Genomic DNA, 18,025 nt, shown 5'->3' with positions numbered 1-18,025 from the left:
ATCTAAAGACATGAGCGACCAACAACTCGACCCGCAAGCCCTGCAACAGGAAGAAAATTCCCTGATCGCCCTGCGCAAGGAAAAGCTTGCCGCCGAGCGCGCCAAGGGCAATGCCTTCCCCAACGACTTCCGTCGCGACGCCTACTGCGAAGACTTGCAGAAGCAATACGCGGACAAGACCAAGGAAGAGCTGGCAGAGGCTGCGATCCCGGTCAAGGTGGCAGGTCGCATCATGCTCAACCGTGGCTCGTTCATGGTGATCCAGGACATGTCCGGGCGCATCCAGGTCTACGTCAACCGCAAGACCCTGCCGGAAGAAACCCTGGCCGCCGTGAAAACCTGGGACCTGGGCGACATCATCGCCGCCGAAGGCACCCTGGCCCGTTCCGGCAAAGGCGACCTGTACGTTGAAATGACCAGCGTGCGCCTGCTGACCAAATCCCTGCGCCCGCTGCCGGACAAGCACCACGGCCTGTCCGACACCGAGCAGCGTTATCGCCAGCGCTACGTTGACTTGATCGTCAACGAAGACGTGCGCCACACCTTCCGCGTGCGTTCGCAAGTGATTGCCCACACCCGCGCCTTCCTGATGAAGCGTGACTTCCTGGAAGTGGAAACCCCGATGCTGCAGACCATCCCCGGTGGTGCCGCAGCCAAGCCGTTCGAGACCCACCACAACGCGCTGGACATGGGCATGTACCTGCGTATCGCGCCGGAGCTGTACCTCAAGCGCCTGGTGGTCGGCGGCTTCGAGAAAGTCTTCGAGATCAACCGCAACTTCCGCAACGAAGGCGTCTCGACCCGGCACAACCCGGAATTCACCATGTTGGAGTTCTACCAGGCCTACGCCGACTACGAAGACAACATGGACCTGACCGAAGAACTGTTCCGCGAGCTGGCGCAGTTGGTCCTGGGCAGCACCGACGTGCCGTACGGCGACAAGGTATTCCACTTCGGCGAGCCGTTCGTGCGTCTGTCGGTGTTCGACTCGATCCTCAAGTACAACCCCGAGCTGACCGCCGACGACCTGACCGACATCGACAAGGCCCGCGCCATCGCCAAGAAAGCCGGGGCCAAGGTGCTCGGCTTCGAAGGCCTGGGCAAGCTGCAGGTGATGATTTTCGAAGAGTTGGTGGAGCACAAGCTGGAACAGCCGCACTTCATTACCCAGTACCCGTTCGAAGTGTCGCCGCTGGCCCGTCGCAACGATGACAACCCGAACGTCACCGACCGTTTCGAACTGTTCATCGGCGGCCGTGAAATCGCCAACGCCTACTCCGAGCTGAACGACGCGGAAGACCAGGCCGAGCGCTTCATGGCCCAGGTGGCCGACAAGGACGCCGGCGACGACGAAGCCATGCACTATGACGCCGACTTCGTGCGCGCCCTGGAATACGGCATGCCGCCAACCGCCGGTGAAGGTATCGGTATCGACCGCCTGGTGATGTTGTTGACCAACTCGCCGTCGATCCGCGACGTGATCTTGTTCCCGCACATGCGGCCACAAGCGTAACCGTAGGGAAATCCAGAGCCGCCTTTTATAAGGCGGCTTTTTTATGCGGCGTTTATAAGCGTCAAGCAAACAGCGCCGGGTTTTTGATCTATTCAAGGATGTGAGTCGTGAACCGCGTAATCGCTCAAGAAGGCGCCGCCGGCATCGCCGCTGCCGTGGCTGAAAGCGTCCAGTACCAGGGCCGCAAGGCCAGTCGTCGGGGCAGCGAGCAGCGCAGGCAAGACATTCTCGATGCCGCCATGCGCATCGTGGTGCGTGACGGCGTGCGGGCCGTGCGCCACCGTGCAGTGGCGGCGGAGGCGGGGGTGCCGTTATCGGCGACGACGTACTACTTCAAGGACATCGACGACCTGCTCACCGATACCTTCGCCCAATACGTCGAGCGCAGCGCCGCCTTCATGGGCAATTTGTGGGTGCGCAACGAAGGCCTGCTGCGTGAGATGGTCGCCTACGGCGATGGCAGCCCGGAATCGCGTTCGCAACTGGCCGATGACATTGCGCGGCTGACCGCCGATTACGTCATGCGCCAGTTGAGCAACCGTCGCGAACACCTGATGGCCGAACAGGCCTTTCGCCAGGAAGCCTTGCTCAACCCGCGCCTGGCCGAGCTGGTGCGTTCCCACCAGCAGATCCTGTTGCAGGGCACCGGGCAGTTTTTCCAGGTATTGGGCTCGCGTGAGCCGCAACAGGATGCCAAAGTGTTGACGGCGATAATCGGTCGGATGGAATATCAGGGCCTGCTGGGCGGCGCAGAGCCTCTGACCGCTGACGAGATGCTTGAGATCCTCAAGCGTTACATGCATTTGGTGTTGGCCTCGGTCTGACACCGGGGGATGTCCAATGAAAACCTGGCGTGTCGCGGTCATCGCGTTGTCGTTCCTGCTCCTCAGCGGTTGCCTGGTGACCTTCAAGGACCCGCTGCCGGCCACTGAAGCCGCGCCCAAGGCCTTACTGGGCCAATGGAGCAGCAAGAATGCCTGGGGCGAGCCGCTCAACCTGACCATCACCCGCGCCGGGCAACATCGCTACAAAGCCGTGAGCTACCCTACAGCCAAGCCGGGTCAGCGCGATGAGTACCTGTTCAGCGTCTCGCGCCATGGCGGCCGCTGGTACCTGTCGGCGCCGTTGCCGGCAAAACTCGGTGGGCATTACGTCCTGGCCGGCTTTGAATTTGACGATAAGCACGAATTGGTGGTCTACAACCTCGACCTTGAGCAGATCCATCAAGCGATAGGCCAGCAAGCCTTGCATGGCAGCCCTGTAGACACCGTCGAAGGCGCCGGGGTGCTGGTGGACAGCCCCATGAACCAGGTGTTTGCCTACCTGGACAACCCGGCCAACGCCGATGTGTTCGTTGAAGCCGCGCGCTACCAGCGCGCGGGCCAATAACGTTTTAAGAGGAAGCACCGGGTGGACGATTACCAGCAGACGATACGCACCTTGTCTGATCGCATTGTGCTGGCGCAAACACCGATTCGTGTCCTCGACGCGGTGAAATGGGACGAAAACATCCGTCAGGGATTCCTCAAGGCCAAGGGCAAGGCCATGCCCGCCGTGGATCGCGACTATTACCTGAACCGGCCACTGTCGTTCGATTCGAGCGCGGTGAAGCTGGAATTCCAGAACATCGAGCGCGACATCACCCGCCGCCTCGGCCAGTTCAGCCCGGTGGGGCAGATCATGCGCCGCATGTGCCGGGAGTACCGGATGGTGGTGCGCATGCTCGAAGCACGGGGCACCGAGGACTTCGGCCTGATTTCCCAGGAACTCTATGGCGCCGCCTCCGATGCCTTCCACGCTGGCGATCCGACCCTGGCTGACCTGGGCCTGATGCTCTCCGATTACCTGAATAACATCGACGGCCGCGGCGACCTCAAGGACGAAGCCAAGACCCTGACCGCCAAGGACGCCGTTGCCCTGCTGCAAACCCGCCTGAACCGGGTGTTTGGCGAGGCCGAGGAAACCATCCGCGTGTTCGAGTCCGACGGGATCGTCGCCGATGCGGCGGCGGGTGCCGACTACATCAAGATCCGCGCCGATGCGATGTTCAACGAGCGCGACGTGCGTGCGCTGGAAGTGCACGAAGGCCTGGTGCACGTGGGCACCACCCTCAACGGCCTGAACCAGCCGATCTGCACCTTTTTGTCCAAGGGCCCGCCGTCGTCCACCGTGACTCAGGAAGGCCTGGCGATTCTGATGGAGATCATCACCTTCGCGTCCTACCCCAGCCGCCTGCGCAAACTGACCAATCGCACCCGCGCCATCCATATGGTGGAAGAGGGCGCCGATTTCCTGCAGGTGTTCGAGTTCTTCCGTGAGCAGGGCTTTGAAATGGCCGAAAGCTACGGCAATGCCAGCCGGGTATTCCGTGGTTCAGTGCCGACCGGTCTGCCATTTACCAAGGATTTGTCCTACCTCAAGGGCTTCATCATGGTCTACAACTACATCCAGCTGGCTGTCCGTAAAGGCAAGCTGGAACAAGTGCCGCTGCTGTTTTGCGGCAAGACCACCCTGGAAGACATGCGCACCCTGCGTCAACTGATCGACGAAGGCCTGGTGGTGCCGCCCAAGTACCTGCCCGAGCAGTTCCGCGACATGAACGCGTTGGCGGCGTGGATGTGCTTCTCCAACTTCCTCAACCACTTGAGCCTGGACCGGATCGAGGCGGATTACTCCAACATCCTGTAAAGGATGTGACTGACGCAACCGCTTCAAAACATGTGGGGGGCTTGCTCCCGATAGCGCGGCATCAGGCACATAGGTGTCAACTGACACACTGCTATCGCGGGCAAGCCCGTTCCTACAGTCTGATCTCATGGGTCTTTAGATCTACGACCTGCTCACGAGGCTTCAACGGATGAGAATCCTCGGCATTCTTTGCCTGCTACTCACATTGAACGGCTGCAGTTCGCTGCTGTTCTACCCCGAACCCGGCCTGCCGTTCACGCCGGAAAGGGCCCATCTGCCATACCGTGACGTCACCCTGACCACCGCCGATGGGGTCAAGCTGCACGCCTGGTGGCTGCCGGCCAAGCCCGGCGTGCCGCTCAAGGGCACGGTGCTGCATCTGCATGGCAATGGCGGCAACCTGGCCTGGCACCTGGGCGGCAGTTGGTGGTTGCCGGAGCAAGGCTACCAAGTGCTCTTGCTCGACTATCGCGGCTATGGATTGTCGCAAGGCAAACCCTCGCTGCCGGCGATCTACCAGGACTTGGACGCGGCATTCACCTGGCTCGACAAGGCCCCGGAAACCCAGGGCCAGCCGCTGATCGTCCTGGGCCAGAGCCTGGGCGGCGCGTTGGCCGTGCATTACCTGGCCGCCCACCCGGAGCGGCAGTCGCGGCTCAAGGCGCTGGTGCTGGACGGCGTGCCCGCCAGTTATCGTGACGTAGGACAATTCGCCCTGAGCACCGCCTGGTTAACATGGCCATTGCAAGTGCCCTTGTCCTGGCTGGTGCCGGATGCAGACAGTGCGATCCAGGCCATGCCCCGGTTGACCGGCGTGCCCAAACTGCTGTTCCACAGCCTGGATGACCCGATCGTACCCATGGCCAACGTTATCCGCCTGTACCAGGCCGCACCGCCGCCCCGGGTGTTGCAGTTGACCCGCGGTGGCCACGTGCAGACCTTCGCCGACAAAACCTGGCAAACCGTGATGCTGCGGTACCTGGATGACCCGCAGCACTTCAACGGCCTGCGCCGCCTCGGCGAAATTCCGAATTATCCGACTTCCCAAGTTGATTCATCAGAGAGCCCGCAATGAGCGAAGAACGCAATATGATCCCGCTGATCCTCACTGGCATCGGCACCATCATCGGCACCGTCGGTTGCCTGTGGTACTACGGCTACCTGCACTTCGCCAAACCGGAAGATGCATTGCTGCTCAGCGAATTCACCATGCTCAAGACCGTGCCTGGCGAGGACTACAAGATCTCCCTGACCCCGGCGGCCCAAGTGGCGCAATGCGTGGATGGCGTATTGGTGATGTTCGACACCGAACAGAAAGGCCTCAGCGGCGTGCTGGTGAACAATAAGAAACAGGCTGTGCGTTGCGTTGGTCAGGAAACTCCGCAGTTGCAGCAATAACCCACATTTCTGAAATGTTTGGAACCGCATTCCGTGAGAAACCACTGAGTGGGGTGTCAGCAGAGCTGGCACATAACCTACGAATGACGAATCCAGGAGTGTGATAATGGACGTTGGTGCATTAGGCAGGATGTTGGGCATGTCGAGGGGCCAGGACAGCCTCGACCAGAAGGGGGCGCAAGGCAGCGAGCAGCAGAAGGGTGGGATCGATCCGGAGCTGCTCAAGAAGCTGTTGGAAATGCTCTCGGGCGGTGCCGGTGGCGCACAGGGCGGTGGGGGCTCCTCGGGCTCCGGCGGTTCTGGCGGTTCTGGCGGTCAGCCGGATCTCGAACAAATCAACAAGATGATGTCCGGACGCGAAGGCATGCAGGCGATGATGCCGGACAGTGATAACGGTCGCCAAATCCAGGTCTGATAGGCAAAAAGAACCCCACCGTCAGGTGGGGTTCTTCTTTGCAGCATCAATCAATCAGTTCGCCATCGACGAACGTGGCTTGACCGGCTGGTTGTCGTTGGAGATGGTCACTTCGACGCGGCGGTTCATCGCACGGCCCGAGACGCTGCCGTTATCGGCAACCGGGTATTCCTTGCCATAGCCCTGGGTCACGATGCGCGAGATGTCCACGCCTTGCTGAGCCAGTGCACGCTGTACGGAGGCCGCACGACGCTCGGACAGGCTCTGGTTGTACGCGTCGGAACCGGTGCTGTCGGTGTAGCCTTCGACAATCACTTTACGGTCCGGGTTATCGCGCAGGAACTGCGCCAGCTTGGTGATGTTCACCAGGCCGTTGGATTTCAGATCCGACTTGTTGGTCGCAAACAGCACGTCACCGAAGGTCACCAGGGTACCGCGCTCGGTTTGCTTGGCGTTCAGGCTGTTTTGCAGTTGCTTGATCTGCGCATCACGGGCTTCCAGCAGGGCGCGGGCACGTTCGTCGCCGGCGTTTTTCAGCTTGGCTTCGGATTCGCGCAGCGAGATGGTGTCTTTGGCCACTTCCACGCGCTGGTTGGTCAGGTACGCCAGTTGGTCGACTTTCTTCTGGTCTTCCTTGTCGCGGTAGGCCTTGTCAGCCTTGTCCAGCCAATCCTGGGCGTCCTTGGTTTCCAGGGCGGCAACCTTGGTGGCGTTCGGGTTGGCCTGCAGGGCCGAGAAGTTGGTCCGTGCGTTTTCCAGGTTCGCGTTCGGCGGGGTGGAGCAGGCCGCCAGCGCAACGCTCATCGCCAACAGGGCAGGGATCATCAATTGTTTACGCATAGTCGTGTCGTCCTTTCAATTCGATATCAGGTGCGATGCAGTCAAGGGGTGCGTCTTACTGCTGCTGGATAACAGCCGGACGCATGCCTTCCTTGCGCAACTCGTCAACAGCCTTCTGGGAATCCTTCACAGCCTGTTCAGCCTTGGCGGCCTGGGCTTTACGCTCGGCGACGCGCGCGTCCCACTCGGCTTGTTCGGCCAGGCGACGGGCTTCGTCATAGTTCTTGTCGTGCATGGCGATTTCGGCTTGCTTGAGCTTGTCCTGGGCCGACTTCATTTCCACGGCCGCGTACTCGGTGCCGCCGGCGCTGACAGCGCTGTTCACCGCCGATTGGGTTACGGCGTACTGCTCGCTCGGAGGGTTGCCGGCGCAGCCAGCAAGAACGAAGCTGGTACCGATCGCCAGCGCGGCCAGTTTCAGCCCGCGCAGAGGGTTAAACGAGGATTTGGCAGTGCTGGTCTTCATCGTCTTCAACTCCATGGTGTAACTCCTGAAAAACATCAAAATCCATGTCACTGGTCAGCGGTCGCGGCACCGGCGGCAGAGCACCAAGCGCCTTTTCAAACGGCTGTTCCAAGTGATGGCTTACTGGCTGTGACCGGAGGCTTTTTTCAAAAGTTCAGAAAAGATGGCGATTTGCCCGAAAAGATAATTGACTGATCGGTCAGCGAAAAAAAATGGAACTTTGACGGCGCGCAAGAGTATTCCGGGCCTGTGGAAGGCCCGGAATACAAGGAGTTTGCGGGGGAGTGCGCGCGGATCGGTCAGTGCTTGTGTTCGTCGGCGCTGCTGGCCATGTCGTGCAAGTAGCGGCGTGACAAGGTCAGAAAACGCGGGGTAGGGCCGACGTCTTCATACAGCGGATCGCCCTCTTCGTCAGTGGCAACCACCTGTTGGCCCTTGATATAGGGAAAGCTGGCTTCCAGCTCTTCGAGGGCTGCGCCGATCAGTTCGCCGAGCAGTTCTTCGGCGCTGCGCTTGGGGTACATTTCCGCGATGGCCGCCAGTCTGGCCGCGGCCTCCACATCCAGGTGGATCGCGTACTCGGTTTTGGTCAGATGACCCTTGGCATTCTCTTCCCAATGCTGGGCCAGTTCTCGAATTTTCATGGCAACCTCAATAAAACCCAGGGTAACGGGCGGTGATGAGTGACCGGTCGTTCGCGTGGATAAGCGCGGCGACTCAGTAATGAGACTAGCTGTAAACCACAAGGTTTAAAGTCTTGTCATAAACCGACACTGGCGGCACTCTGCAAAGCTTGCGCGTCCCGGATTTCTGGCTGGAGATTGGCTGATGAGTGATATCGATGCACGCTTGCGTGAGGATGTTCACCTGCTGGGTGAGCTGTTGGGCAACACCATTCGAGAGCAGTACGGCGATGAGTTCCTCGACAAGATCGAGCAGATCCGCAAAGGCGCCAAAGCCGACCGTCATGGTGCTGGCGATGCGCTGAGCACCCGCTTGAACCAGTTGCAGGAAGACGAGTTGCTGCCGGTGGCACGGGCGTTCAACCAGTTCCTCAACCTGGCCAATATCGCCGAGCAGTATCAACTGATTCACCGGCGCGATGAGTCACAACCGGCCCCTTTCGAGTCCCGTGTACTGCCCGAGTTGCTGGCCCGCCTGCAGCGCGAAGGTCACAGTAACGAATCCCTGGCCCGCCAGTTGGGCCGCCTGGAAATCGAACTGGTCCTCACCGCGCACCCCACCGAAGTGGCGCGCCGCACCCTGATCCAGAAATACGATGCCATTGCCGCGCAACTGGCACTGCAGGATCACCGCGACCTCACCACCGCCGAGCGCGAGCAGATCCGCGAGCGCCTGCAACGATTGATCGCCGAGGCCTGGCACACCGAGGAAATCCGCCGCACCCGGCCTACGCCCGTGGACGAAGCCAAGTGGGGGTTCGCGGTGATCGAGCATTCGCTGTGGCACGCCATCCCCAATTATCTGCGCAAGGCCGATCACGCCTTGCATGCCGCCACCGGCCTGCGCCTGGCGCTGGAGGCGGCGCCGATTCGCTTTGCGTCGTGGATGGGCGGCGACCGTGACGGCAACCCGAACGTCACCGCGACGGTCACCCGCGAAGTGCTGTTGCTGGCGCGCTGGATGGCCGCGGACCTGTACCTGCGCGATATCGATCACCTGGCTTCCGAGTTGTCGATGCAACAAGCCAGCAAGGCCTTACTGGCCAAGGTCGGTGACAGCATCGAACCCTACCGCGCCGTGCTCAAGCAACTGCGTGACCGCCTGCGCGCCACCCGCCAATGGGCCAATGCCTCGTTGAGCACGCCGACCCCGGCACCGGCCGATGTGCTGCAGAACAACCGCGACCTGCTGGAGCCGCTGGAGCTGTGTTACCAGTCGCTGCACGAGTGCGGCATGGGCGTGATTGCCGATGGTCCGCTGCTCGATTGCCTGCGTCGCGCGGTGACCTTTGGTTTGTTCCTGGTGCGTCTCGATGTGCGCCAGGATTCCAGTCGCCATACCGCGGCCATGACCGAAATCACCGATTACCTGGGCCTGGGGCGTTACGAGGACTGGAACGAAGAAATGCGCATCAGCTTCCTGATGAAGGAACTGGTCAACCGTCGACCGCTGTTGCCGGGCTATTTCAAACCGTCGGCCGACACCGCCGAAGTGCTCAACACCTGTAAGGAAGTGGCCGCCGCCCCAGCGGCTTCACTCGGCTCCTATGTCATCTCCATGGCTGGCGCCGCGTCGGACGTGCTCGCTGTGCAACTGTTGCTTAAAGAGTCGGGCGTACAACGGCCGATGCGCGTGGTGCCGCTGTTTGAAACCCTGGCCGACCTGGATAACGCCGGTCCCGTGATCGAGCAATTACTGCTGCTGCCGGGCTACCGCGCGCGGTTGCAGGGCCCGCAGGAAGTGATGATCGGCTATTCAGACTCGGCCAAGGATGCCGGCACCACCGCCGCGGCCTGGGCGCAGTACCGCGCCCAGGAACGCCTGGTGGATATTTGCCGCGAGCAACAGGTGGAACTGCTGTTGTTTCATGGTCGCGGCGGCACCGTCGGCCGTGGCGGCGGCCCGGCCCACGCGGCAATTCTGTCGCAGCCGCCGGGGTCGGTGGCGGGGCGTTTCCGTACCACCGAACAAGGCGAAATGATCCGCTTCAAATTCGGCCTGCCGGATATCGCCGAGCAGAACCTCAACCTTTACCTGGCGGCAGTATTGGAAGCGACGCTGCTGCCACCGCCGCCACCCGAGCCTGCCTGGCGCCATTTGATGGATGAATTGGCGGCAGACGGTGTCAGTGCCTATCGCGCCGTGGTGCGGGAAAATCCGCAGTTCGTCGAGTACTTCCGCCAATCCACCCCGGAGCAGGAACTGGGTCGCTTGCCCCTGGGCAGCCGCCCGGCCAAACGCCGTGCCGGTGGTATCGAAAGCCTGCGCGCGATCCCGTGGATATTCGGCTGGACCCAGACCCGCCTGATGCTGCCGGCCTGGCTCGGCTGGGAAGCCGCGCTGAGCAAGGCCTTGGCCCGGGGCGAAGGCGAGCTGCTGGGGCAGATGCGCGAACAGTGGCCGTTCTTCCGTACCCGCATCGATATGCTGGAAATGGTGCTGGCCAAGGCCGATGCCGATATCGCCCGTCTGTATGACGAGCGCCTGGTGCAGCCGGACCTGTTGCCATTGGGCGCGCACTTACGCGACCTATTGTCGCAGGCGTGCAGCGTGGTGTTGGGCCTGACCGGCCAGTCGCAGTTGCTTGCCCACAGTCCTGATACCCTGGAGTTTATCCGCCTGCGCAATACCTACCTCGACCCTTTGCACCTGCTGCAGGCCGAATTGCTGGCGCGCTCGCGTCGCCAGGAAGCGGCGCAGGACAGCCCTCTGGAACAGGCGCTGCTGGTATCCGTGGCCGGAATCGCGGCGGGACTGCGCAACACCGGCTGAGGTTTTTTGCCTGTTCTCAACGGTTTGCAGATAAACCCCATCGACCGCCCGAACCGGGCGGTCGATGTTTATGGAGCCGGGTTGCACCCAGGCACACCGCACCTATGACGCGTGTACGGCGTGGGTTTTTCCTACTTTTGGCGGCTTGTGTGGTTTGGGCCCGCTGTGTATCTTGATCAGCCTTTGGCCGTTTGGGCGGCCTGGACCCACATTTTTACGAGATTGGCCCCCGCGGCGAATCCGAGCGTCATCTCTATAAAAAATTGAGGAGCACATCGATGCGCGTCATTCTGCTGGGAGCTCCCGGGGCCGGTAAAGGTACTCAGGCAAAGTTCATCACTGAAAAATTTGGCATTCCACAAATCTCCACCGGTGACATGCTGCGCGCTGCGGTAAAAGCAGGCACCGAGTTGGGTATTAAAGCCAAGAGCATCATGGATGCCGGCGGCCTGGTGTCCGATGACCTGATCATCGCACTGGTCCAGGACCGTATCGCGCAGCCTGACTGCGCCAACGGCTTCCTCTTCGACGGCTTCCCTCGCACCATTCCCCAGGCTGAAGCCCTGGTGACTGCCGGTGTCGAACTGGACGCCGTGGTCGAAATCGCCGTCGAAGACGAAGAAATCGTCCAGCGTATCGCCGGTCGTCGTGTCCACGAAGCCTCGGGCCGCGTGTACCACACCGTCTACAACCCGCCGAAAGTGGAAGGCAAGGACGACATCACCGGTGAAGACCTGGTGCAGCGCAAGGACGACACCGAAGAAACCGTGCGTCATCGCCTGTCGGTCTACCATTCCCAGACCAAGCCGCTGGTGGATTTCTACCAGAAGCTGTCCGCTGCCCAGGGCAAGCCGAAGTACAGCCACATCCCTGGCGTCGGCTCGGTCGAAGCGATCACCGCCAAGGTGCTGCAAGCACTGAGCTGATCGAACGACCGGCTTCATCGACAACGGCCCGCTTGCGGGCCGTTGTTGTTTATACTGGCGCACTTTTTTTCAACTTGGACACCGACACCGATGAGCACCCTGCTGGCCCTGGACACTGCGACTGAAGCTTGCTCCGTTGCCTTGCTGCACGATGGCAAGGTCACGAGCCACTACGAGGTGATCCCGCGCCTGCACGCGCAGAAGCTGTTGCCGATGATCAAGCAACTGCTCGAAGACGCCGGCATCACCCTGGCCGCTGTCGATGCCATCGCGTTCGGCCGTGGCCCGGGCGCGTTTACCGGTGTGCGTATCGCCATCGGCGTGGTGCAGGGCCTGGCCTTTGCGCTGGAGCGTCCAGTGTTGCCGGTCTCCAACCTGGCAGTGCTGGCACAGCGCGCGTTGCGTGAACACGGTGCACGGCAAGTCGCGGCGGCCATTGATGCGCGCATGGACGAAGTTTATTGGGGCTGCTACCGCGAAACGGCCGGCGAAATGCGCCTGATTGGCGTAGAGGCCGTGCAGCCACCGGAGTCGGCGGCATTGCCGGTCGACGCCAGCGGCGATTGGTTCGGTGCTGGCACCGGGTGGGGTTATGGCGAACGCATCGGCGTGCACGTGGCGGGGCAGGACGCTGCGATGTTGCCCCATGCCGAAGACCTGCTGACCCTGGCGCGCTTCGCTTTCGAGCGTGGCGAGGCCATGGCTGCCGACCAGGCCGCGCCGGTTTACCTGCGGGATAAGGTGGCGCAAACCAAGGCCGAACGCGGGATCCTATGAAGGCAAAAAGTGATGGCAATTTGGGCTAAAAGCCGCCAATCATCAGAATTTACCGCCGTTTTTAAACCTTTTTCAAATTATGTGTTCTAGTTATCACCAGAGCATTTGCGCGCCATGGATTGCGCCACTAAAATGCCATCACCGATACCGAGTTCGCATCGATGCGTATAGACGGCTTTTCCTCACAGTCCTACCCCATCAAGCGTAAGCCGCGTAAGGCAAACGCCACGGTAGACGATTCCGTCGAGGATTCGCCGGACTTCATCGACGTACAGTCCGAAGCCCAAGGCGCCGCCAGCGCTCGTATCAGCGGTCTTCCCGCCCGTCAGCAAGACATGGTGTTCCCGCGCTCCATGAGCAAGAACGTCGCCACCGCCCTGGCCAGCTACCTGACCACCGCCGGTTTCGTCGAATGGGATATGGAAGTGCTGGGCCTCGACATCCACATCTGATGTGCCTGCCTTACTACATCGGTTGCCCATCCTGGAGCGAAAACGCCTGGCGCGAGTACCTGTACCCCGCCGATGCCCGTTCCAGCGACTACCTGGCCTTGTATTCCCAAGTCTTCAACGCTGTTGAAGGCAACACCACGTTTTATGCTCGCCCCTCGGCCGCCACCGTGCAGCGCTGGGCCGAAATCATGCCTGACAACTTTCGCTTCACCGCCAAATTCCCCGGCGATATCAGCCATGGTGGCGACCTGCGTGAGCAGTTGCCGGCGGCGGAAAGCTTCGTCGGCCTGATGAGGCCGTTGGGCGAGCGCGTTTCACCGCTGTGGCTGCAACTGTCGGCGAGCTTTTCGCCGCAACGCCTTGGCGAGCTGGCCGGTTTTATCGACGGGCTGGAACGCCCGCTGGCCGTGGAAGTGCGCCACTCGGAATTCTTCGCCAAGGGCGATGCCGAGCGCAGGCTCAATCGGCTGCTGCGTGACCGTGGCGTCGAACGCATCTGCCTCGATCCGCGTGCGCTGTTCAGTTGCACATCCACCTCAGCGGCCGTGCTGCATGCTCAATCGAAAAAGCCCAAGGTACCGCCACGTCCGGCGGCGCTGACCCTGTTTCCCCAGGTGCGCTTTATCGGCCATCCGGAGCTTGAGGCCAACGATCCGTTCCTGATCCCCTGGGTGGAAAAAATCGCCGGCTGGATCGAAGAAGGGCGCACGCCCTACATGTTCCTGCATACCTCCGACAACCGCCTCGCCGCGCAACTGGCCCTGCGCTTCCATGACAAGCTGATGGCGCGCCTGCCCGGCCTGCCGGCACTGCCGACCTTGCATCGCGAGCCCGCTGTGGAGCAACTGGGGTTACTCTAGGGCACCTTTTCCCGCCAGGAGTCAGTCATGGATGCCCAAGCCCTTCGTGCCGAAACCTTCAAGGCCTTGCATGAACGTGATCGTGCGTTTGTGATGCCCAACCCGTGGGATGCGGGCTCGGCGGTCATGCTCGCCAGTCTCGGTTTCGAGGCCCTGGCCACCACCAGCGCGGGCTATGCCTTCAGCCTGGGGCGGCCGGATGCTGAAGGGGCACTGTCCCTGGAAGACACACTGGCCAATGCCGGCATGATTGCCAGGGCGACCACCTTGCCGGTCGCGGCGGACTTGGAAAACGGCTTCAGCGACATCCCCGAAGGCTGTGCCCACACCATCCTGCGCGCTGCGGCCAGCGGTATCGTCGGGGGTTCCATCGAAGATGCCACCGGCATTGCCGTTGACCCGATCTATCCCTTCGACCTGTCCGTGCAGCGCGTGGAAGCCGCCGTGGCCGCCGCTCGCAGCCTGCCATTTCCGTTCACCCTGACGGCCCGCGCAGAGAACCTCCTGCACGGTCGCCTGGATTTGCCCGACACCATCCGCCGCCTGCAGGCCTACGCCGAAGCCGGTGCCGACGTACTCTACGCGCCGGGCCTGAGCAGTGCCGAGGAGGTGCTGGCGGTGGTCAAGGCCGTCGCCCCGAAGCCTGTGAACGTGTTGATGTCCGGCGGGCTGAAACTGAGCGTGGCGCAGTTGAGCGAGATGGGTGTCAGGCGTATCAGCGTGGGCTCGGCCATGGCGCTGGCGGCCTATGGTGAGTTTTACCGGGCGGCGCAGGAGGTATACGAGCGGGGCACGTTCACCTTTACCGAGCGTTCGATGCCCTTCAACACCGCCAACCAGTTCTTCAAGGACTGAGCGCAGCGGGTTTTCAGCGTAACGGGTGTGCCGCCAAGGCTCAGGCGGCCAGGCGCAGGTTGTGGGTAATCAGCGGGCGCGCCCAGTAGTAGTCGAAGTCCAGGGCTTTTTGTTGCGCCACGAGTTCTTCTTCGGGGTATGGCGTGGCGGCCGGTGGCAGCAGATCCAGTTCGAATTCGGCAATCGGCAGGTGCAGCGGACGCGGTTCCGGCGCCGGGCCCGGTTCCGGCACTGGCTGGCCGGCGGTCAGCACGATCGGACGCACCCAGCCGCTTTCGAAATTTTGCTGGCGTTGCTGGGCGACGATTTCGTCGGGTGGGAATGGGGTTGCCGGCGGTGGCAGCAACTCGGTCTCGAACTCGGCTTTCGGCAGGAACAGCGGCTCAGGCGGGGCGATCTCGGTGTCTGTGACGTCGCATTCGCGTTGGGTGAGGATCTGCGACAACAGGTCGGCGCCTTCGCTGGGTTCTACCGTCGGGTCCACCGCTGTCGACGCCTTGGCTGCCAGGGCGTCCTGGTTTTCACCGAGCTGCTCGGCCAGCGCCCGGGCGAAGAAGTCCTGCCACACATGACTCACGCCGGCCAGCGCTTGAGTATTGCGCAGGCCGTAGTGGTTGTGGGTCGGCAGTACACCGATGGTTAGGGGAAGAATGTCTGACATTTTTCTCGGTCGACGCTCAGCTCTGGCAAAATACCTGACTGTTGTTTTTATCGGCCGCTTTTTGCCGATCCTTAATATTTTTGAGCGTAGCGATTGATGAGCGAACAACCCGCGGCCAGCCGCATCCAGGTCGAGGCCTTGGCCGAAGGTTTCCAGGCCCGTGCCGAGCAGGTGGCCAAACAGCTTGGCTTGCCATTAACGCTGGCCGATGCGGATTTTTCCCTGCAGGTCGGGGAACATGGCCTGCAACTGCAACAGCTCGGGCCTGACGCACCGGGGCCGGTGCGCGTCGACTTTGTGGAGGGCGGCGCCGCGCACCGGCGCTTATACGGCGGCGGTAGCGGACAGATGATCGCCAAGGCCGTGGGCATTGCCCAAGGCGTGCGTCCTCGGGTGCTGGACGCTACCGCCGGGCTGGGCAAGGACGCGTTTGTCCTCGCCAGCCTGGGTTGTGACATGAGTCTGATCGAGCGCCAGCCATTGATCGGTGCCTTGCTCGAAGACGGCCTGGCACGCGCGGCGGAGGATTTTGACGTGGCGCCGATCGTGGCGCGCATGAAGCTGCTCAAGGGCAACTCCATCGATGTGATGCTCAACTGGCAAGGTGAGCCGCCCCAGGTGATCTACCTCGATCCGATGTTCCCCCATCGTGAGAAAACCGCTCTGGTGAAGAAGGAAATGCGCCTGTTCCGCCCGTTGGTAGGCGATGATCTGGATGCTCCGGCTTTGCTCGCGGCCGCCCTGGCCCTGGCCAGTCATCGCGTGGTGGTCAAGCGCCCGCGCAAAGCGCCGTGCATCGAAGGGCCCAAGCCGAGCCATGCGCTGGATGGTAAATCCAGCCGCTATGACATCTATCCCAAGAAGGCGCTCAAGCCCTGATCATCAAGGTCGGTAGGCCCGCATAAACAATCCCACCACATCCTGCACATGGGCTTCGGCGGCCTCTTCGCTCAACTGCCCGGCGCAGCCATGCAACAAGCAGAAATTCGCGGTGCCCTTGAGCAGGCAGAAAAAGTGCTCCGCCGCCTTGAACGGTTTATCGATGCTCAGCGCGCCGCTCTGGTCGATTTTGCTCAGCAGGCGTTCCATGCCTTGCAACATGCGCATGGGGCCTGCTTCAAAGAAGATCTGTGAGAGTTTCACGTCCTGATTGCCGGTCGTCATCATCAGGCGATGCAGGTTCACCGACTCCTCGCTGTTGATCAGCCGATGGAACCCCCGCGCGATATTCAACAACACAGTTTCCACCGGCAGGTCGTGGGGCAGTTCGAAGTACATCACCGGCAGTTGTTCCTCGCACTTTGCCACCACCGCGGCGGTGAACAAGGTCTCTTTGTCGGTGAAGTGGCTATAGACGGTCAGTTTCGACACGCCGGCCTCAAGGGCCACAGCATCCATGCTGGTGCTGGCGTAGCCATTGCTCAAAAACAGGATTTTCGCTGCTTCGAGGATAGCCTGGCGTTTTGCCATGTCCTTGGGACGCCCGGGGCTATTGGTGTTGACAGGTTTGTCGGACATTTTCACCTTTAATACTGGACTGGTGAGTTTGGTATTAATAACATACCGGCAAGTATAATTATTCCAAGCTCCATTTGCGAAAGGTCCTTCAGCATGCGCAGCACTTTCCTGCACCTTGCGTTGCCTCTCAGTCTGGCTGTCCTGCTCTCCGCGTGCGGTCGTGAAGAAGCGGCCCAGACCACCCCCCGCCCAGCCATGGTGGTGCAGCCGCAGCCCTCGGCGCAGGCGACGGACAGCTATCCTGGCGAAGTACGTGCCCGTTACGAGCCAGACCTGGCCTTTCGCATCGGCGGCAAAGTCAGTAAACGGTTGGTGGAGGAGGGCGAACGGGTCAAGGCCAACCAGCCGTTGGCGGAGCTCGATCCCCAGGATGTGCGCCTGCAATTGGAGGCCGCCCGCGCCCAAGTCGCCGCTGCCGAAGCCAACCTGAGATTGGTGCGGGCCGAGCGTGATCGCTACAAGACCCTGATGGACCGTCAGTTGGTTAGCCGCTCCCAGTACGACAATGCTGAAAATCTCTACCGATCCGGCGAAGCGCGCCTCAAGCAGATCAAGGCCGAGTTCGACGTGTCCAGCAACCAGGCCGGCTATGCCGTGCTGCGTGCGCCGCAGGACGGCGTAGTCGCCAAGCGTTCGGTGGAAGTCGGCCAAGTGGTGTCCGCCGGCCAGACCGTGTTCACCCTGGCCACCGACGGTGAGCGAGAAGTGCTGATCAGTCTGCCGGAGCAAGGCTTCGGTCGCTTCAAGATCGGCCAGCCGGTCTCAGTTGAGTTGTGGAGCCAGCCGGAGCAGCGCTTTGCCGGGCGCATTCGTGAACTGTCGCCCGCTGCCGATCCCAAATCGCGTACCTTCGCTGCGCGTGTCGCGTTCACCGGCGGTAAGGTCCCGGCTGAACTAGGCCAGAGCGCACGTGTATTCATACAGGCCGATGGCGTTATTCCTCTGTCTGTGCCGCTGTCGGCCCTCAGTGCGCAGAACGGTGTGTCCTACGTCTGGCGCGTGCTGCCGGACAACACCCTCAAGCGCACGGCGGTGCGCATCGGTGCTTTCGGCGAAAAGACCGTACCGGTACTGGAAGGGTTGAATCCCACTGATTGGGTGATTGCTGCCGGTGTGCATGTGCTCCATGAGGGCCAGCAAGTGCGCCCGGTGGATCGCGCCAACCGCGTAGTGAATCTGGCGGCCAAGGAGTAGTCCCCG

At 61.5% G+C, this 18,025-nt stretch carries 20 protein-coding genes; 15 read left to right on the top strand and 5 right to left on the bottom strand.

The window, feature by feature from the left end; genetic code table 11:
* Window positions 1-10 precede the first annotated feature (10 nt).
* From lysS to ACLH0J_RS27545, 7 genes are all read left to right on the top strand, one after another.
* Window positions 11-1,513, top strand: a complete 1,503-nt coding sequence (gene lysS / locus ACLH0J_RS27575) for a lysine--tRNA ligase (protein WP_046490136.1) — start codon at window positions 11-13, stop codon at window positions 1,511-1,513.
* 107 nt (window positions 1,514-1,620) lie between these two features.
* Complete coding sequence (locus ACLH0J_RS27570) at window positions 1,621-2,337, top strand: TetR/AcrR family transcriptional regulator (RefSeq protein WP_411389915.1); 717 nt, start codon at window positions 1,621-1,623, stop codon at window positions 2,335-2,337.
* 16 nt (window positions 2,338-2,353) lie between these two features.
* Complete coding sequence (locus ACLH0J_RS27565; protein WP_411389914.1) at window positions 2,354-2,902, top strand: hypothetical protein; 549 nt, start codon at window positions 2,354-2,356, stop codon at window positions 2,900-2,902.
* Window positions 2,903-2,923: 21 nt separating this feature from the next.
* Window positions 2,924-4,201 carry a flavohemoglobin expression-modulating QEGLA motif protein gene (locus tag ACLH0J_RS27560; protein WP_411389913.1) on the top strand — a complete coding sequence of 426 codons (1,278 nt, stop codon included), beginning with the start codon at window positions 2,924-2,926 and terminating at the stop codon, window positions 4,199-4,201.
* Between the two features lie 169 nt (window positions 4,202-4,370).
* Window positions 4,371-5,276, top strand: coding sequence for an alpha/beta hydrolase (locus ACLH0J_RS27555; protein WP_411389912.1), 906 nt, complete (start codon window positions 4,371-4,373; stop codon window positions 5,274-5,276).
* Window positions 5,273-5,599, top strand: coding sequence for a hypothetical protein (locus tag ACLH0J_RS27550; protein WP_411389911.1), 327 nt, complete (start codon window positions 5,273-5,275; stop codon window positions 5,597-5,599). Before ACLH0J_RS27555 ends, ACLH0J_RS27550 begins: the two co-directional genes overlap by 4 nt.
* A gap of 139 nt (window positions 5,600-5,738) precedes the next feature.
* Window positions 5,739-6,014: a hypothetical protein gene (locus ACLH0J_RS27545; RefSeq protein ID WP_411389910.1), complete on the top strand. Its 276-nt coding sequence runs from the start codon at window positions 5,739-5,741 to the stop codon at window positions 6,012-6,014.
* A 54-nt stretch (window positions 6,015-6,068) separates the two neighbouring features.
* On the opposite strand, the gene ACLH0J_RS27540 is transcribed toward ACLH0J_RS27545, so the two are convergent.
* The 3 genes from ACLH0J_RS27540 to ACLH0J_RS27530 form a co-directional block, all read right to left on the bottom strand.
* The gene (locus ACLH0J_RS27540) at window positions 6,069-6,854 is read right to left on the bottom strand and encodes an OmpA family protein (RefSeq protein WP_411389909.1); all 786 of its coding nucleotides are present in this window, start codon (window positions 6,852-6,854) and stop codon (window positions 6,069-6,071) included.
* A gap of 55 nt (window positions 6,855-6,909) precedes the next feature.
* Window positions 6,910-7,335, bottom strand: a complete 426-nt coding sequence (locus ACLH0J_RS27535) for a DUF4398 domain-containing protein (protein WP_411389908.1) — start codon at window positions 7,333-7,335, stop codon at window positions 6,910-6,912.
* A 284-nt stretch (window positions 7,336-7,619) separates the two neighbouring features.
* Complete coding sequence (locus ACLH0J_RS27530; protein WP_411389907.1) at window positions 7,620-7,964, bottom strand: pilin assembly protein; 345 nt, start codon at window positions 7,962-7,964, stop codon at window positions 7,620-7,622.
* 184 nt (window positions 7,965-8,148) lie between these two features.
* Between ACLH0J_RS27530 and ppc the strand changes: the two genes are divergently transcribed.
* The 6 genes from ppc (at window position 8,149) to ACLH0J_RS27500 (ending at window position 14,646) form a co-directional block, all read left to right on the top strand.
* Window positions 8,149-10,776 carry a phosphoenolpyruvate carboxylase gene (gene ppc / locus ACLH0J_RS27525; protein ID WP_411389906.1) on the top strand — a complete coding sequence of 876 codons (2,628 nt, stop codon included), beginning with the start codon at window positions 8,149-8,151 and terminating at the stop codon, window positions 10,774-10,776.
* 278 nt (window positions 10,777-11,054) lie between these two features.
* Window positions 11,055-11,702: an adenylate kinase gene (gene adk / locus ACLH0J_RS27520; protein ID WP_010563492.1), complete on the top strand. Its 648-nt coding sequence runs from the start codon at window positions 11,055-11,057 to the stop codon at window positions 11,700-11,702.
* Between the two features lie 90 nt (window positions 11,703-11,792).
* Window positions 11,793-12,479 carry a tRNA (adenosine(37)-N6)-threonylcarbamoyltransferase complex dimerization subunit type 1 TsaB gene (gene tsaB, locus ACLH0J_RS27515; protein WP_411389905.1) on the top strand — a complete coding sequence of 229 codons (687 nt, stop codon included), beginning with the start codon at window positions 11,793-11,795 and terminating at the stop codon, window positions 12,477-12,479.
* Window positions 12,480-12,640: 161 nt separating this feature from the next.
* Window positions 12,641-12,931: a hypothetical protein gene (locus ACLH0J_RS27510; RefSeq protein ID WP_411389904.1), complete on the top strand. Its 291-nt coding sequence runs from the start codon at window positions 12,641-12,643 to the stop codon at window positions 12,929-12,931.
* Entirely contained in the window at window positions 12,931-13,791 is an 861-nt protein-coding gene (locus ACLH0J_RS27505; RefSeq protein WP_411389903.1) for a DUF72 domain-containing protein, read from the top strand. The genes ACLH0J_RS27510 and ACLH0J_RS27505 overlap by 1 nt, the downstream gene beginning before the upstream one ends.
* Window positions 13,792-13,818: 27 nt before the next feature.
* Window positions 13,819-14,646, top strand: a complete 828-nt coding sequence (locus ACLH0J_RS27500) for an oxaloacetate decarboxylase (protein ID WP_411389902.1) — start codon at window positions 13,819-13,821, stop codon at window positions 14,644-14,646.
* A gap of 40 nt (window positions 14,647-14,686) precedes the next feature.
* Here ACLH0J_RS27500 and ACLH0J_RS27495 read toward each other — a convergent pair whose 3' ends face one another.
* A complete protein-coding gene (locus ACLH0J_RS27495; RefSeq protein ID WP_411389901.1) occupies window positions 14,687-15,307 on the bottom strand; it encodes an energy transducer TonB in 621 nt (206 codons plus the stop codon).
* Window positions 15,308-15,403: 96 nt separating this feature from the next.
* Between ACLH0J_RS27495 and ACLH0J_RS27490 the strand changes: the two genes are divergently transcribed.
* Entirely contained in the window at window positions 15,404-16,186 is a 783-nt protein-coding gene (locus tag ACLH0J_RS27490; RefSeq protein ID WP_411389900.1) for a class I SAM-dependent methyltransferase, read from the top strand.
* A 3-nt stretch (window positions 16,187-16,189) separates the two neighbouring features.
* Here the strand turns inward: ACLH0J_RS27490 and ACLH0J_RS27485 are convergent, their stop codons facing one another.
* Complete coding sequence (locus ACLH0J_RS27485) at window positions 16,190-16,825, bottom strand: TetR/AcrR family transcriptional regulator (protein ID WP_411389899.1); 636 nt, start codon at window positions 16,823-16,825, stop codon at window positions 16,190-16,192.
* 93 nt (window positions 16,826-16,918) lie between these two features.
* Between ACLH0J_RS27485 and ACLH0J_RS27480 the strand changes: the two genes are divergently transcribed.
* A complete protein-coding gene (locus ACLH0J_RS27480; RefSeq protein WP_411389898.1) occupies window positions 16,919-18,019 on the top strand; it encodes an efflux RND transporter periplasmic adaptor subunit in 1,101 nt (366 codons plus the stop codon).
* Window positions 18,020-18,025 lie beyond the last annotated feature (6 nt).

The organism is Pseudomonas sp. MPB23 (assembly GCF_046605395.1).
GTDB lineage: Bacteria > Pseudomonadota > Gammaproteobacteria > Pseudomonadales > Pseudomonadaceae > Aquipseudomonas.
Note: the sequence above shows the minus strand (reverse complement) of the source record. Positions and strands in the feature narration are given on the sequence as shown.